Below are 14,943 nucleotides of genomic sequence, written 5' to 3'. Positions count from 1 at the left end.
TCCACCTCACACTAAAAATCCGATTGCCTTTGACGAGGCATCTAAATATTGAAGTAATTCCTCATCAACAGGGAGTAACGTGATGGAGAATCCATGCATTTCAAGTGCCGTCATGTAATTTCCTACATAAGGACGGACAATTTCATATCCTTTTTGCTCGAGTAGTTCACTTACATATTTATAAGTCAGATACAGCTCAGAGACCGGCGTCCCACCCATACCGTTTACCATGACAGCAACGCGCTTATCCGTCACCTCAGCTGTCAAATGCTCAACTAGCTGAGCTGCGATGTCTTTGACAGGAGCAACCGCTTTTCGTTCAACGCCTTTCTCCCCGTGGATCCCAATCCCGATCCACATCTCATCGTCAGACAGTTCAAAACCCGGCTTTCCACTTTCCGGCATATAACAAGGAGAAAGCGCCATTCCCATTGAACGGACCCGGCTGATGACTTTATCCGCTACTTGCTTCACCTCATCCAGTGATTTTCCAGAAGCAGCTGCTGCTCCAGCAATCTTATGGACGAAAACCGTGCCAGCGACACCTCGACGATCTTCTTCGTTCTTAATCGAGATATCGTCATTCACCACCACTGTATCGACCTGAATTCCTTCTAATTCGGCCAAATCTTTCGCCATGTCGAAATTCATGACGTCGCCCGAGTAATTCTTAACGACTAGGAGTACACCTGCACCTCCATCTGCTGCTTTGATTCCTTCGAGCACCATGTCCGGTGTTGGTGAGGTGAATACTTCCCCGCAGACAGCCGCATCAAGCATTCCGTCTCCAATATAGCCAGCGTGTGCAGGTTCATGCCCGCTACCTCCACCTGAAACGAGGCCTACCTTACCGGCGATGGCTCCACCTTTTCGTTTAACGACGTTTAATCCTTCTACCTTTTCGTACTGATTTGGGTGAGCTAGTACGAGTCCTTCTACTATATCCGACACAAATCGATTCGCATCTTGCATTAGCTTATCCATCTCTATCTCCTCTTCCTCTTAATATTATAATAATTCGACAAAACCAGCATGAAGTCCTGCGCTATTTATTTAAGAATGAACTGGCTTTTTTATTGTCCGAGCTGCTCAATATTCATTCGGAGGTCTTGAAGTTCTTGAATCGTTTGTAGTAATTCCGTATTTTTAAATATAGCGGCCGGATCAACAACTCCATTTTCAAGTTTGACTAGTGCATCACTTATGCCCGTTTCAAGCTGGACACTGTAATCAAGCACTTTGCCATGAATACCTTCTGCGACAGCAGGCACTTCTATTTCCTGTATAAAATCGATATCCTGCTGCATGCTTTCAAACTGTGTCTGCACGTCTCCGACAATGTTCGGGTTAGATGCAGCACTTTCTAGCAGCGCCGGCACATCGGTTGCGAATTGCTGTGTTTCATTTAAAAAGTCGGTCATATCGGTTGCGTATGTCAATGTATTGTTTGCTTCGTCAAGTAGACTGCATCCACTAAGAAGAATAATAACAGCAGATAGTCCGATTGCTGCGGTCCATTTCATCATCATTGGTTTCCCCCATTCAGTTTTATACCTGATATACGTCCAAATGAATTAAATGGATTCATTTTTATTTTTTGTTCCTCTATTTCACACAAAAAAACCTGCGTAATTGGCAGGTTTCAATAAAGGGAAATCACACCATTTTGTTCCAATTGAGCATTCACATGATACGCCGCAACAGCAAATGTATGTACGCGGCTGCCAATCTGAATGGTCGTGTCTTCAAACACCGTATTCATTTTAATAATACCGTTTTCCGGCACATGAATACGCGTTTTTGATCCTGCTTCCGAGCCTACTTCATCAATCGTTACGTTATGTCCCGCGACAATTTCACCCCCTCTGCACACGCCGCGAATAAACACATCATTACCTGTGCGGACACGGCAATGGTAAATTCCCTGTCCGCTTACGACTAAATCGCCGCTTGAATATAGAGAACTATTAATGGCATAAGGAACGGTCAACTGACAGCTAGGTTCAACAGGAATGCTATACAGTTCATACAACTGGCGCAGCTCGTCTGTTAACTCTTTAATCGCCGCTACTTTATTGATCTGCTCTTTTGAAAGCGCGATAAACATGCTGTGCAGCCGCGCTGAACTTGTCATCCATTCTTTTTCAAGAATCGGCTGATGTTCATTAACATTCTTCACAAACCGGAGCAAAATCCCACGAAAATCTGTATATTTACGTTCAAGCAATAACCGGATCACATAATGAAGCTCTCCCACTTGAAGCGCATTTTCCTTTTCACGACGTACCATTATGAGCTGTTTAATCGCCAGCATCATATGATCCAAATAGTACAAAATTTCTTTCGCCTGCGCGACGAGTTCATCGATGACGATATTTGATTTACCCGCGCTGATCGTTGAAGAAAACACATTGCTTTTAACTGTCACAGAATGTCCCGATTCAAGATGTGCTTTCGATACCGTTCCTTTTACAAATATGTTTCCGCCTGATTCAACCGTCATTGATTCCTGCACATTTCCTAGCACGCGCACATCTCCTTGAAAATGAATGTTACCCGAATCGAGGTCTACATCTTTCGAATGAACAAGTTCTTCCATAACATCTGCCTTAAACAGCATCCCGCGCCACTCCAATTTCGGTCTCCCGTCTTTTAGAGCAATGATCTTCTTATCTGTCACAATCACATTTTTACCGAGGCGGACCGTCACATCTTTCACCGCTTTCGGTAAAATTGGTTTCCCGAGCAAATCGGTTCCCGCCATCCCTGGCACCGATGAAATGACTTCTGCGATCATTTCGCCTTCTTCCACATTGACAAATATATTTTTCTCACGGTAATCAACCTTTTCTACTTCATTCCATGACATCTCATCCGGCTCACGGACGAGCACGTGAACATCCCCATTTAACCCTTCTGTCGGATATGTTCCTTTTGCAATAATGTAATCCTTTGAGCTCGGGTTTCGACACGCATCGATAATCGTATGCCGTAATATGCCATGCGTTACATTCAACTCCTGCAGTCGCTTCATCACTTTCTTCACTTCTATATCATTTGACTCCAGCACTTCCTCTTCCGCTTCAATCCGGAGCGTCAACGCCGGCTGCATATCATTCAAATACCGATTAATCCGCTTGCCGGGCTCGTATGAAAGAACCGCCAGCATATCCTGTTCAATAAGCTGGATGTCCATCTTTGACGCAGACACTTCATCGGTTACATGCACTAAAATATTATCAAGCGGCGTCACAGTTGTCCGCTCTTCAATTTGCCGCCCATTGACAATCACCCGCACGTTATCTGCTGGCTCAATAAACGGATAACGATCCCCCTCCGAATGCACGAGGACACGCCCATTTTGTACATACACACAAGGCCCTTCCTTTTTCAAAAGGACCTGTTCATCTGTATTAGACTGATCCCGCTTCAAATGCTGTTCATCTTCTCGATCATCGAGAGGCAAATCAATCGATTCATCTATATTAAACGGTTTCTTCTGTTCCATTTCTATTAAAGGGACAGCCTTTTTGATTACAAGCACTTCTGCGGGACGTTTTCTTAACCCGAACAAACTTTTAGCAGGGCTTGACAGCACAGTTACATTGACCTCATTGATCGTAGCGCCGAGAAGTGCCAATGCCTTATTCACCGCGGCCTCAATTGTTTCTCCTTTAGTTTGAATGGATGGTTCCACCTCATTCACTCCTTTTGCAAAGACTTCCCATTCTTCATTAACAGCTACAATGATCCCTTCTTTATTTACGATCACAACATGATCACGAAATGAATTTAATACGGACTGAACATCAAAACCCCCTCTCTCCACACTATCCGACAATATACTACATTAACCAACAATAGTACCATTACTATATTACTATTATATATCAAAAAGGGGAACACTGTTTTGATTACTCATCTTCCTTCTTATCCTTTTTATCGGACAATAAAAAGCCTCCGACAGTATTCTGTCGAAGACTCCATTTTATATCGTACACCAGTAAACGACTCCCGCTGCCTGTTCCACTGCTTTCATCGCCACTTCCTTTACGGCAATGATAAAACACGTCGCCGGGCCGGATGATTTTTCTAAATCCAATTCGCATGTAAGAGGTCTCTCCGCTAATTGTTCCAATTCATAGCGAATTCCTTTTGATCCAACTGGTACAACCGATTCAACACCTGACATAGAATTGATTTTTTTAAAAACAGCTAGAGAAGCAACATCATCTGGATTTTCCAACACTTCTGAACCGACGAGCGGTTTACCGATAACACCGTACCGAACCGCATTCCGGTCAAATTGATCGATATTCCGTACATGCCTGCCTATGATGACGACACCTGTTGCGGATTGATTCATGACAAAATTTGACTCGGTACTGCCAGTCAATTCAAGCGTATAGCCAATTTCTACTGCCGCCTGTTTAATACCGTCGCATAATAACGGCCACGCATCGTCCCCAGAAAAATTATGAATGATCGCCGCAAACGGTTCGCCGCCGGCTGCGACGCACTCCATTAGTGCAACACGCGCAGAAAAATAACCAACGGTCTCATATGGAACACGAACGAGATCATTCCGCTTACCACCGATAGCCCCGCTATTGTCCGCGGCGATGATCAGCCCATTCGTTTGAATGACATCACGCATTCAGACGGCCAAACCGCTTTTCAAATGCCAGCACAATGCGGGGAATTAATATCGCTGCGATCATCGTATTAAAAATCGCCGCCATCGTAATGCCCGGCACTGCTCCAATATAGAACGGCATCCCCATAAGCAAAATAAACGGAGCCGGTAAAACAAATCCATTCAAAAGGATGAATGTCACAATCGCCGCCCATTTTCGAACGGCCACATACAATTGACCGAACAGCCACACAATCGCCGCCATTTCAATGGCAATAAGCAAATGAAGCGGCCCCATTGGAAGGCCGCCGATTAACGCCGAGACGAGATGACCAAATGCACCGACTAAAGCTCCGGCGACAGGGCCAAGTAAAACCGCCGCGACTAATGCGGGAAACGAATCAAGCGCCACGCTCGAAATCGGTGCTGGCACTTTGATCATCCCACCAACAACTGATAAGGCAACAAACAGAGCGAGCCAGCTTATTTTTTTCGCATTCATTCTTTTTCTTCCTTCCTCTTGCCTCCGCGGAACACTTTCGCACTGCGCACATATTCCACATCTTTCACGCCTTCTCGGAAATTAATGACGCGGGCAATCGCAAAGAAATAATCAGACAGCCGGTTCAAATACTTAAGCGTCACCGGATGAATATCGTCTTCCTGACGCATTAAGCCCACTACAAGCCGCTCTGCCCGTCGCGTAACCGTACGTGCCAAATGAGTCACCGCTGATCCTTTTGAACCGCCCGGTAAAATAAACCGCTCTAATTCCGGCGCCTCCGTGATATACACATCGATTTTCTTTTCCATCTCATCAATCGATTCTTGCTGCAACTTAAATCCACGCTTTCCGTTTACTGTCGCAAGGTCGCCGCCGCAGTCAAACAGCTCATGCTGAATCGTTTCCAGATCTGCTAAAATGTCTTTAAATTTTGCCGGATCAAGCTCCGTTATGGCCATACCCACAACTGAATTCAGTTCATCAACTGTCCCGTATGCTTCCACGCGCAAATTATCTTTTCCGACGCGCCCACCAATAATACTCGTTTCGCCTTTATCACCTGTTCTTGTATACAATCTCATCTTTTTTCCCCCTTTATCATTTCGGCAATGCCGTACCAAACCGTGTCTACCCGGCTTGACGCCGCTGCTGCATCCTGAAAACACCATCCTGTTGCATCACGCCAGTGTCGATCAAAAGCATTCATCGGCACAATACCTTTCATCATATCCGTCCCAATTAACACAACATCTCGTTTTTCTTTTTTCCAATGATCAAGATCCTTTTTAAACATTGCGCGCGCTTCAAACGCAGTCTCCGCTTTTTCAAGAAGCATTCTGACATATCGTTCGATGCCTTCTAATACAACGATATCTTCTGTAAAATCAGGCACTTGCTTTTCTTCATAAAACGAATGCCATTGATGATCTACTTTATCTAACCTATAATACTCTTTTACCCATTGTTTTTTTCCATTGAAGGCACCGCCTGTAACGAGATGCATCGCTCACCCCTCCTCATCGCGGAAAGAGAACCGGATAATTCATATCCTTGTCCGTTATCCGACGTCCAGTCCGAAAATGACTTTTCTTCCGGCGCAAACACCGAAAGTAAATGACGAATGACACCACCATGCGTCACGATCGCCGTCCGATGAATATTCTGCTCCGCCATTTCCGTAAGAACCTGCTGAAATTCCTCTTCAACCCGCTCCGCAAATGCAACATATGAATCTCCACCTGGCACTTGAATCGTATAATCGTTGAGCCAGTCTCGATAAACCGGAATATGTTTCAGCTCCGCGTGCGTCTTGTTCTCCCATTCTCCGAAATGGAATTCTCTGAACCCCTTTTTTTGATTCGGAGTCTGACTCCAAAAAGCACTAGCTGTCTGCACACATCTCGTCAAATCACTGGATACGATCCAGTCATAGTCAGGTACTTGCATTCCACGTAATGCCATTAATCCTTCCTCTGTCACACTCACATCGGTCCATCCGCAAAATTGTTTATTTACATTTGCGTATGTCACACCGTGGCGAAACAGACCGATAACCACACGATCATCCATAACAAGAGTTCCGCTCCTTCCTGTGCGGCACCGAGCAAATCACCCGTCACACCACCAAATTCTTTTTGCATGCCTCTCTTAATCAAGACGAAATACAATCCCGAACAGCCAAGCATTATCCAGAATAACGGAGACATACTATAAATGCTTCCTGCGGCTATTATAAAAGCCGCATATATATATGGAAGCGACTTCGAATGACCTTTTCGGAAAAAATATGCAAGTCCTTCTTCTTTTGCAGGTGGCACGTATTGTAAAAACAAACCTGTCAATAGCTGTGCCAAAAATGGAATGAGCAGTACGAACATCGCATTGCCACTCCCTGCTGCAACCGTTTCATAAATGAATAAAAACTTTGCCGATAATAGCAGAACAAGCGCGAGAACACCGAATGCACCAGCGCGTGGATCGTTTAAAATGGTCAGTCGACGATCTTTGTCGCGAAACGAAAAATGCGCATCTGCCCAGTCCATCCAGCCGTCAAGATGAAGGCCTCCTGTAAATGCGATCGGCAAAAGCCAGACGATAAATGCCACAGCCAGTGCTGAAAACGGGAGGTTCCATTCAAGAATCACCCAGAATGCGCCGGCATAAAGAATGCCTTTCGCAAGACCAAGCACCGGAAACAAGTGAAGTACTGCCCGCAGTTCCGCTTTCTCCATCGGCAGCGTTTTATGAAGAGGCAGTACCGAAAAAAATTGAATAATAATGCCAGCTGCATATAAATAGGCTTTCATAAGGGGAGGCCATCCAAAATGGCTTCAAACATTGGCCAGTCAAGATGACGATCAAGATGTTCAGCAATCACATCATACGTTTGATCTCTATTCATATCCAGCGGCGCGCGTTCTGTCAATCCTTTTGCTCGGCGGATCTGATTTAGCCAGTCTGCCCGAAATAGATCATTATAAAATAAATGGTGCAAATACGTGCCGCTCACTTTCCCGTCCGTTGATCTATAGCCTTCTTCATAATCTGTGCACACCATAAACGGTTCGCCGCATACCTTCGTTTCACCAAAATGAATTTCATAGCCGGATAGCGGGATGCCGCGTGCTATTCCTTCTGTTCGAACGACTGTTTTTTCACTTTTAAAAATCGTATGAGCCGGAATGATCCCCATGCCATATGCTACCGAACCCGTTTCACCTGTATCAGTGCCGTCCGGATCAGAAAGTGTTTGGCCCATCAATTGAAATCCGCCGCACAGTCCGATAACAACACCACCCCCCTTTGCAAAAGAAACAATTCTCTCATCAAGACCCGTTTCTTTTAGAAAGGCAAGATCAGCGAATGCACTTTTCGTCCCCGGAATAATAACAGCATCCGGCGATCCGAACGAATGAGCTGACTGTACCCAGCGTACATTCACATCGTCTTCAAATGCAAACGGTTCAATATCGCTTCCATTTGAAATGTACGGCAGACGGATGACAGCGATATCAATTGCTGCGCTATTCCGTCTTATATCCCGGATCGACAATGAATCTTCGCCATCAAGCGTATGCCCCGGCAAAAACGGCAGCACCGCCAGCACTGGAATGCCGGTGTACTTTTCAAGCCACGTTTTCCCGTCTTCAAAGAAGCGTGCATCGCCGTGAAACCGGTTAACGATAATCCCTTTTACACGTGCACGTTCATGTTCTTCTAACAACGTAAGTGTGCCAACGATTGATGCAAACAGTCCGCCACGGTCAATATCGGCGGTCAGTATTACCGGGACATCAGCCAGTTCCGCCATTTTCATATTAACGACTTCCCGTTTTTTCAAATTCATCTCAACCGGGCTTCCGGCACCTTCAATGACGACTATATCGCCGAGTTCACTTACTTCCTGCAGCCCCTGCTTGATCGCCGCAATCGCCCGGTCGTAATAATCCGTCCGGTACGCCATCCCCGACATGACTTCGAGCCTTTCACCGAACAAGACAATTTCAGATGCTCCATTTCCCGACGGCTTTAACAAGAGTGGATTCATGCACGGCTTCGCTTCCAAGCCTGCTGCTTCTGCCTGAAGTCCTTGTGCCCGGCCAATTTCCTTTCCGTCCGCCGTTACATATGAATTGTTTGATACATTTTGTGGTTTAAACGGCACCGGCCTGTAACCTTTTTGGATAAGAAGACGACAAAGCGCTGTCGCAATAAAACTTTTCCCTGCATCCGACGACGTTCCTTGAATCATGACACCGCGCACGTCACCACCCCTTTCTTCACAACAGGAATGCCATGTTCGACAAGCACTGCCAGATCACTTTCTTTCACAATCTTCTGGTGAATCATCCCAAGCATTTTCATATAATCAGCCGTTAAATCGGTCGCCGGCGTTTCATACGACAGCTCATTCGAAACGACTACGACCGTTTTGGCTCTTTTATGAATGTTAAGAATGCCATCCGTAATCCTGACGCCCGCTTCAAACGCTGCTTTATCTTCCCGAAAATATTCACCGGCAAGAAGCGTCGTTACGCAGTCAATGAGCACCGTATCTTTCGGTTCAATAGGAATGTCCCCAATATCAACAGACTGTTCAATCGTTGACCACGTGTAACCGGAATTTGCCCGACGCTCGCGGTGATGAAAAATGCGTTCATCCATTTCTGCATCCGTCCTAGACCCACAAGCAACGTACAATAGACGCCCTTCTGGATGAATGTGACGAATCGCAATCTGTTCGGAAATGCCGCTTTTTCCGCTCCGGACACCGCCAGAAATAAAGATTAACATTTGTTCCTCCATTCTATGAGCGCATCGATCAGCCGGTTATTATCCTGCTCTTTTTTCACGGCGGCTCTAAGCCACTTTCCGTTTAATCCGTAGAAGTTTTCTGTATGCCGAAGAACGATACCGTGTTCCATTAAAAAGTGAAGAAGCGGTTTTTGATCATCCAGCTCTGGATCTTTTAACAAATAAAAGTTAACGGAAGAGGGCAAGACGAGATAACCGATCCTTTCGAGCTGTTCTTTCATTCTATTTCGTTCACCGTCAATCATTGTCCTTGTTTTAGAAGCATGGTGATGATCACGGGCAATGGATTCCGCTACCTGCAGAGCGATCGCATTGACATTCCAATGCGGACGATAGTTTTTCAACTGACGGATAATCGTTTCAGAAGCAATGACATAGCCTATACGTAGACCCGCGATCGCATACATTTTTGTTAATGAGTGCATAACAGCAAGATGCGAGAATTCATTCACGTATTTCGCAAGCGAATCGTCGCTTGCAAAATCGTAAAATGCTTCATCTATAACGATCATAGCATTTGACTGTCTCGTTTTTTCAAGTAGCGAGAGAATGTCCTTCTCATGAAAAGACTGGCCTGTCGGGTTGTTCGGTGTACATAAAAATAATACAGCGGCATCAACTGCTTTTTCGATGAGTTCATTGACTGGCAACTGCCAATTGTCAATAGATATGGGGACGAATTCAATCGGACATTTGTAAGCCTCACACGCGTCTTCATATTCAGAGAAAGCCGGTGTACAGATGACCGCTTTTTGGCCGGCTGCGTGCCGAGCAATGAAATGAATAATTTCTGCTGCACCATTTCCGAGTAAAATCTGGTCATGTGAGACGGTGAATTGTTCTGCGATGGCCGCGACAGCTTTTTGTCCTGTCGGGTCTGGGTAGTCTTCGATTGTATGTAAAAGAGCTGGCCATTTTTCTTTTAGCCAGCTCGGCGGACCGAACGGATTTGTATTCACACTAAAGTCAAGAACATTCCCCGGTTCAGCAACGCCTGATGCTTTATATAAATGGGACGGATTCGCTCCGTGCGATGGCAAATTCATAAATAAACACTCCTGCTAGAAACATAGCCACGAATAAGTATGTGGCCCGTTCCATTAATGTAGCGGCTTCCAAAATGTGTTCAGCACGGCGCTCATGGATTGCTTCTCCCATTCGGGCGCGATCTGAGACGATGCCTTTGTACGTATTTAAGCCGCCTAGTTCAATTTGTAAAAGGCCGGCCACCGCGGCTTCACACCAGCCGCTGTTTGGCGACGGATGTTTTTTCGCATCGCGCACGACTATATGCCAGGCGCAGCGGCGAATGTCTGCCCGTTTGTCTGCTGCGACAACGAGCAAAAAAGCCGTCAGCCGGGCGGGAATATAGTTAACGATATCATCAAAACGTGCCGCCGCTTTACCGAATTGTTCATATGTATCATTCCGGTAGCCGACCATTGAGTCACACGTGTTGACTGCTCTATATAAAAGCGCCGCCGGTCCACCACCGATCATCGCCCAAAATAATGGGGCGATGACACCATCTGACGTATTTTCGGCAATCGTTTCAACTGCACCGCGTGTGATTTCACCTTCATCGAGGGTATCCGTATCACGCCCGACAATCCACGACAGTTTACGGCGTGCTTCGTTCATATCTCCATCCATAAGTGGCCTATAAACGTCCATACCTGCTTCTTTTAAACTGCGCGGGGCAATCGAGGCCCAGATCATGATAGCTTCGATCATGATCTGGGCGCCTGGATGTACCCGTGATGCGACATATAAGAGAGCCATCGAAGCGCTTGCCGTGACGACAAGAACGACGATGAGCATCGCGATTCCTTTTTCAAAGCGGTATGCGCCTTTGTTCCATTTTATATCTAGCAGCGTAATTAAATGCCCGAACCATTTAACCGGATGGGGGGCATTTTTTGGATCACCGATCAGACGATCAAGAATAAGTGCAGCAATGATGGCCAGAGCATGGATTATCATAGCATTGCCTTTCTGCGGCTGCTTTTTTCCAGTGCTTCTGTTACGCTTTTATACACTGCACAGCCGATCGCAATGCCAAGCGGTGTGATCGATCCAGCAAATTGCTGGTACGCGCCTCGCTGTGTAGCAGCAATCAGCATACTGTCGGTTGATGTACCGGTTGCGATTGTGCCAGTTTCGGGATCACGAACGCCCGCATCGGCAAGTGCTTTCGCCTTCGCTTCGGTCGCGGTCATGAGCCCTTGCACAAAAGCTTCTTCAGATAGCTTACCGTTCGCAAATACCCAAATATTGATTGTGCCAGGTTTGTTCTTTTCTTTCCAGCTTGCACGCGGCCTCGTAACATCTACGGCATTGCCGACACCTGCTGTAGCGACGACGAATACGGATACGTCATCCCGAACTTCGCGTCGATACGCCGCATCATCCATTTTCACCGCTGTCATCATGCCGACCGTTTCATTTAAGTCAAAACCGCGTTCATGAAAATAATTCGCTGCTTCTTCTTCAAAGTTATCCATATTGTAGTTTTTATCGACGTGCCGATTTACAAACGCACTGCGCCATCCCCAACCAGCTCCAATGACGCCGGATGATAATGTTTTTAATGGCACGGGCGGATGGATCGAAATGTAGTCACTGTGCCACTCCAATAATTCTTCTCCAATTTCAACCGGTTGCACGTTCGACGGCGCAGGCAGCAAACTCATTTGCGGCTTTGGCACTTCCGGATGCGGCTGTTTTTGCACATCCGTATTGTACACGTCATGAATGTGCTGTTCTTTCATAATGTCAGCTGCTGTACCTATTGTATGCACCGCACCGTTTTTCATCAGTAAAAGCCTATCACAGTAAAGCGACGCAAGGTTTAAATCATGAAAAATCGAAATGACAGTGAGTCCATTCGATGTCATTTGTTTTAATAAATCAAGCAAGTCTTTTTGAAACGATAAATCGAGATGATTGGTTGGTTCATCAAGCAGTAATATTTCCGGTTCCTGTGCCAGCGCCTGCGCAAGAAAGACGCGCTGCCTTTCGCCGCCGGACAATGCAGAAAGCTGTTTGTCTGCAAATAAAGACGTTCCCGTTTGATTCATCGCTTCCTGCACAGCCGTTTCATCTTCATCGGTCCACGATTTAAAAAATCCGGTTTGATGCGCATATCGGCCGAGCGATACCGTTTCTTTCACTGTATAGGCATACTGGCTCGACGTGATTTGCGGAAGCACCGCAACGACGCGCGCCAATTCTTTCGGTGCATAAGTTGAAAGCGGCTTTTCTTTCACAACAATCGTGCCGGATGCCGTTTTTATTAACCCACTGATCATATTCAGCAAGGTTGTTTTCCCGCTCCCGTTCGGCCCAAGAATGCCGAACAGTTCTCCCTGTTTAACAGAAAAGGATACGCCGCGGACAATAAGCCCGCTTCCGTATCCTCCTGAAAGCTCGTTCACTTGCAACATCACGCGACGCCTCCTTTTCGTTTTTTGTTTAGTAAAATAAGTGCAAATACCGGTGCCCCGATCAGTGACGTAATGACGCCAATCGGAAGCTCAGTCGGTGAAATAATCGTACGAGCGGTTAAATCAGCCATGATTAAAAATCCTGCACCGGTAATCATTGAAAGTGGCAGCAGGTGCCGGTGATCAGGCCCGATAAGAATACGGACAAAATGTGGAACGACAAGACCGACAAAACCGATCGTGCCAGACACTGCAACTGCCGCACCTGTTAAGACGGAACCCGCAATAAGAACCATCATTTTTTTTCGCTGAACATTCACACCGAGATATTTCGCTTTTTCTTCGCCAAATGACATCGCATTTAATTCTGGTGCCATATACATGAGAAGCAGCGCGCCGCCGATAAAAAATGGTGTCATAAGCTGCACATACGGCCACCCGCGCATTGAAACACTGCCAAGTAGCCAGTTGATAATCTGCCGCAGCTCTTCGCCAGTGAGCGCAATCATCAATGAAATAAACGAACCAAAAAACGAGCTGAAAATAATGCCTGTTAAAATAATCGTTTCAAGCTTCATTGACCGCTCAATCGTCTGCGCAAACAAAAGCACACAAAAGATCGTTAAAATAGCTGCTGCCACACTGACAACCGGCAGCGTAAATCCGCCGAGAAATGGAATCGAGACATGAAAAAACAGCACAAGCACCGCACCAACTGATGCCCCAGAAGAAACACCAAGTGTATACGGATCAGCCAGCGGATTACGGAGCAATCCTTGAAAAGCGGCTCCCGCAATCGCCAGTGAAGCCCCAATTAAACCAGCAAGCACCACACGAGGGAACCGGATTTTCCAGACGATATTGTCAATGGATGCGTCCATTGACAGCCCCGTTCCGAATAAATGATGCGCTAAAATCGCAGCAATGTGTCGAAACGGGACATGTATCGTTCCAACTGCCGTTCCTATAAAGATGGCTCCAATGAGAAACAACAATGCAAAAGCGTACGCCGTTTTTTTATTGGGCAAAAACGTCCGGGTAGACCGCTTCCGCAATAGATTCAGCTCCTTCTGCAAGACGAGGGCCTGTCCGGCTCGTAATATCCGCATTCACTTCAATGACTTCTTTATTTTTCACTGCATTCACGTTATCCCAGCCTTCGCGCGTCAACACGCCATCAACCGCGTTTTCCACATAAGAGCCGTAATTCAGTAAAATAACATCTGGATTTTTTTCAATTACCGCTTCTTCCGTTACTTGCGGCCATCCTTCTTGATCTGCCATTGTGTTTTCAACGTTGATCAGCTCAAAAATTTCATTTAGATATGTGCCTTTTCCCGCTGTATAAAGTGTTGGATCAACTTCAAAAAAGACACTTTTCACGTCTTCTTCTTTAATAGAAGCGGCTTTTTCTTCAAGCGCCGCAAAATCCGCTTTTAATTCTTTTACTTCCGTTTCAGCTTCTGCTGCTGTCCCGGTTGCTTCTCCAATTAATTCAAACGAATTGTACATTTCAGCGATGCTATCCGCGTTATTAATGACAAGGACATCGATGCCTGCCTCGCGAAGCTGCTGAACACCTGTTTCAGAAGCGGCACCGGCAGAATCATGCGCCAAAACAAGATCCGGCTCAAGGCTAATAATTTTTTCGACGTTAAACTCCATGCCGCCGACTTTTTCTTTCGTTTGTACATCTTCCGGATATGTATCATTATCCGATACACCAACGATTTCTTCACCAAGACCTAATTCGTACACGATCTCCGTATTGCTTGGTGCTAATGTGACAATGCGTTTTGGTGCCGCTTCAATTTCGACTTCATTACCGTCCGCCCCTGTTACTATAACAGGAAATCCAGCTGTTTCTTCTGTCTTTGTTTCCGTATTTTCTTTAGTAGGTGCCTCTTCTTCCGCACCGCAGCCTGCAAGCAATGCCGCTGATATTCCTAATGCCAGCCATGATTTTTTCATCAATAATTCCCCCTTTTTTCGGAAAATAAAAAACACCTCTACGTGATAGAGGTGTATGAAAGACAGTCAGA

The 14,943-nt window shown here is 46.0% G+C and carries 16 protein-coding genes; all 16 read right to left on the bottom strand.

Annotated elements, in window-relative coordinates:
* Positions 1-6 precede the first annotated feature (6 nt).
* Positions 7-984, bottom strand: coding sequence for a dihydroxyacetone kinase subunit DhaK (gene dhaK / locus A3M5_RS0120305; protein WP_018395606.1), 978 nt, complete (start codon positions 982-984; stop codon positions 7-9).
* Positions 985-1,073: 89 nt separating this feature from the next.
* Positions 1,074-1,529: a DUF6376 family protein gene (locus tag A3M5_RS0120300; protein ID WP_018395605.1), complete on the bottom strand. Its 456-nt coding sequence runs from the start codon at positions 1,527-1,529 to the stop codon at positions 1,074-1,076.
* Positions 1,530-1,642: 113 nt separating this feature from the next.
* Positions 1,643-3,772 carry a FapA family protein gene (locus tag A3M5_RS0120295; protein WP_231373251.1) on the bottom strand — a complete coding sequence of 710 codons (2,130 nt, stop codon included), beginning with the start codon at positions 3,770-3,772 and terminating at the stop codon, positions 1,643-1,645.
* A 216-nt stretch (positions 3,773-3,988) separates the two neighbouring features.
* On the bottom strand, positions 3,989-4,657 hold the full coding sequence (locus tag A3M5_RS0120290; protein WP_018395603.1) for a hypothetical protein: 669 nt from the start codon (positions 4,655-4,657) through the stop codon (positions 3,989-3,991).
* The gene (locus tag A3M5_RS0120285; RefSeq protein ID WP_018395602.1) at positions 4,650-5,138 is read right to left on the bottom strand and encodes an ECF transporter S component; all 489 of its coding nucleotides are present in this window, start codon (positions 5,136-5,138) and stop codon (positions 4,650-4,652) included. The genes A3M5_RS0120290 and A3M5_RS0120285 overlap by 8 nt, the downstream gene beginning before the upstream one ends.
* Positions 5,135-5,722, bottom strand: a complete 588-nt coding sequence (locus tag A3M5_RS0120280; RefSeq protein ID WP_018395601.1) for a cob(I)yrinic acid a,c-diamide adenosyltransferase — start codon at positions 5,720-5,722, stop codon at positions 5,135-5,137. Before A3M5_RS0120280 ends, A3M5_RS0120285 begins: the two co-directional genes overlap by 4 nt.
* Complete coding sequence (locus tag A3M5_RS0120275) at positions 5,719-6,144, bottom strand: bifunctional adenosylcobinamide kinase/adenosylcobinamide-phosphate guanylyltransferase (protein WP_018395600.1); 426 nt, start codon at positions 6,142-6,144, stop codon at positions 5,719-5,721. Before A3M5_RS0120275 ends, A3M5_RS0120280 begins: the two co-directional genes overlap by 4 nt.
* Positions 6,096-6,710 (bottom strand): histidine phosphatase family protein, encoded by a 615-nt coding sequence (locus A3M5_RS0120270; protein ID WP_018395599.1) that lies wholly within the window; start codon positions 6,708-6,710, stop codon positions 6,096-6,098. The genes A3M5_RS0120275 and A3M5_RS0120270 overlap by 49 nt, the downstream gene beginning before the upstream one ends.
* Positions 6,668-7,447: an adenosylcobinamide-GDP ribazoletransferase gene (locus tag A3M5_RS0120265; RefSeq protein WP_018395598.1), complete on the bottom strand. Its 780-nt coding sequence runs from the start codon at positions 7,445-7,447 to the stop codon at positions 6,668-6,670. The genes A3M5_RS0120270 and A3M5_RS0120265 overlap by 43 nt, the downstream gene beginning before the upstream one ends.
* Entirely contained in the window at positions 7,444-8,904 is a 1,461-nt protein-coding gene (locus A3M5_RS0120260) for a cobyric acid synthase (protein ID WP_018395597.1), read from the bottom strand. Before A3M5_RS0120260 ends, A3M5_RS0120265 begins: the two co-directional genes overlap by 4 nt.
* Entirely contained in the window at positions 8,889-9,434 is a 546-nt protein-coding gene (locus A3M5_RS0120255; RefSeq protein WP_018395596.1) for a bifunctional adenosylcobinamide kinase/adenosylcobinamide-phosphate guanylyltransferase, read from the bottom strand. Before A3M5_RS0120255 ends, A3M5_RS0120260 begins: the two co-directional genes overlap by 16 nt.
* Complete coding sequence (cobD, locus tag A3M5_RS0120250; protein ID WP_018395595.1) at positions 9,428-10,501, bottom strand: threonine-phosphate decarboxylase CobD; 1,074 nt, start codon at positions 10,499-10,501, stop codon at positions 9,428-9,430. Before cobD ends, A3M5_RS0120255 begins: the two co-directional genes overlap by 7 nt.
* A complete protein-coding gene (cbiB, locus tag A3M5_RS0120245) occupies positions 10,458-11,438 on the bottom strand; it encodes an adenosylcobinamide-phosphate synthase CbiB (RefSeq protein ID WP_018395594.1) in 981 nt (326 codons plus the stop codon). Before cbiB ends, cobD begins: the two co-directional genes overlap by 44 nt.
* The gene (locus A3M5_RS0120240; RefSeq protein ID WP_018395593.1) at positions 11,435-12,901 is read right to left on the bottom strand and encodes an adenosylcobinamide amidohydrolase; all 1,467 of its coding nucleotides are present in this window, start codon (positions 12,899-12,901) and stop codon (positions 11,435-11,437) included. The genes cbiB and A3M5_RS0120240 overlap by 4 nt, the downstream gene beginning before the upstream one ends.
* The gene (locus A3M5_RS0120235) at positions 12,901-13,956 is read right to left on the bottom strand and encodes a FecCD family ABC transporter permease (RefSeq protein WP_018395592.1); all 1,056 of its coding nucleotides are present in this window, start codon (positions 13,954-13,956) and stop codon (positions 12,901-12,903) included. Before A3M5_RS0120235 ends, A3M5_RS0120240 begins: the two co-directional genes overlap by 1 nt.
* Entirely contained in the window at positions 13,919-14,872 is a 954-nt protein-coding gene (locus tag A3M5_RS0120230) for an ABC transporter substrate-binding protein (RefSeq protein ID WP_018395591.1), read from the bottom strand. Before A3M5_RS0120230 ends, A3M5_RS0120235 begins: the two co-directional genes overlap by 38 nt.
* Between the last annotated feature and the right edge of the window lie 71 nt (positions 14,873-14,943).

The organism is Bacillus sp. 37MA, from assembly GCF_000372765.1.
GTDB lineage: Bacteria > Bacillota > Bacilli > Bacillales > Domibacillaceae > Domibacillus > Domibacillus aminovorans.
The sequence above is the reverse complement of the archived record's forward strand: the minus strand, read 5'-3'. Positions and strand labels throughout refer to the sequence as shown.

Excerpts from the sequence above, each read along its gene's own strand:
- dhaK (WP_018395606.1), bottom strand. The coding sequence starts at position 984 with ATGGATAAGCTAATGCAAGATGCGAATCGATTTGTGTCGGATATAGTA.
- A3M5_RS0120300 (WP_018395605.1), bottom strand. The coding sequence starts at position 1,529 with ATGATGATGAAATGGACCGCAGCAATCGGACTATCTGCTGTTATTATT.
- A3M5_RS0120290 (WP_018395603.1), bottom strand. The coding sequence starts at position 4,657 with ATGCGTGATGTCATTCAAACGAATGGGCTGATCATCGCCGCGGACAAT.
- A3M5_RS0120285 (WP_018395602.1), bottom strand. The coding sequence starts at position 5,138 with ATGAATGCGAAAAAAATAAGCTGGCTCGCTCTGTTTGTTGCCTTATCA.
- A3M5_RS0120280 (WP_018395601.1), bottom strand. The coding sequence starts at position 5,722 with ATGAGATTGTATACAAGAACAGGTGATAAAGGCGAAACGAGTATTATT.
- A3M5_RS0120275 (WP_018395600.1), bottom strand. The coding sequence starts at position 6,144 with ATGCATCTCGTTACAGGCGGTGCCTTCAATGGAAAAAAACAATGGGTA.
- A3M5_RS0120270 (WP_018395599.1), bottom strand. The coding sequence starts at position 6,710 with ATGGATGATCGTGTGGTTATCGGTCTGTTTCGCCACGGTGTGACATAC.
- A3M5_RS0120265 (WP_018395598.1), bottom strand. The coding sequence starts at position 7,447 with ATGAAAGCCTATTTATATGCAGCTGGCATTATTATTCAATTTTTTTCG.
- A3M5_RS0120255 (WP_018395596.1), bottom strand. The coding sequence starts at position 9,434 with ATGTTAATCTTTATTTCTGGCGGTGTCCGGAGCGGAAAAAGCGGCATT.
- cobD (WP_018395595.1), bottom strand. The coding sequence starts at position 10,501 with ATGAATTTGCCATCGCACGGAGCGAATCCGTCCCATTTATATAAAGCA.
- cbiB (WP_018395594.1), bottom strand. The coding sequence starts at position 11,438 with ATGATAATCCATGCTCTGGCCATCATTGCTGCACTTATTCTTGATCGT.
- A3M5_RS0120240 (WP_018395593.1), bottom strand. The coding sequence starts at position 12,901 with ATGTTGCAAGTGAACGAGCTTTCAGGAGGATACGGAAGCGGGCTTATT.
- A3M5_RS0120230 (WP_018395591.1), bottom strand. The coding sequence starts at position 14,872 with ATGAAAAAATCATGGCTGGCATTAGGAATATCAGCGGCATTGCTTGCA.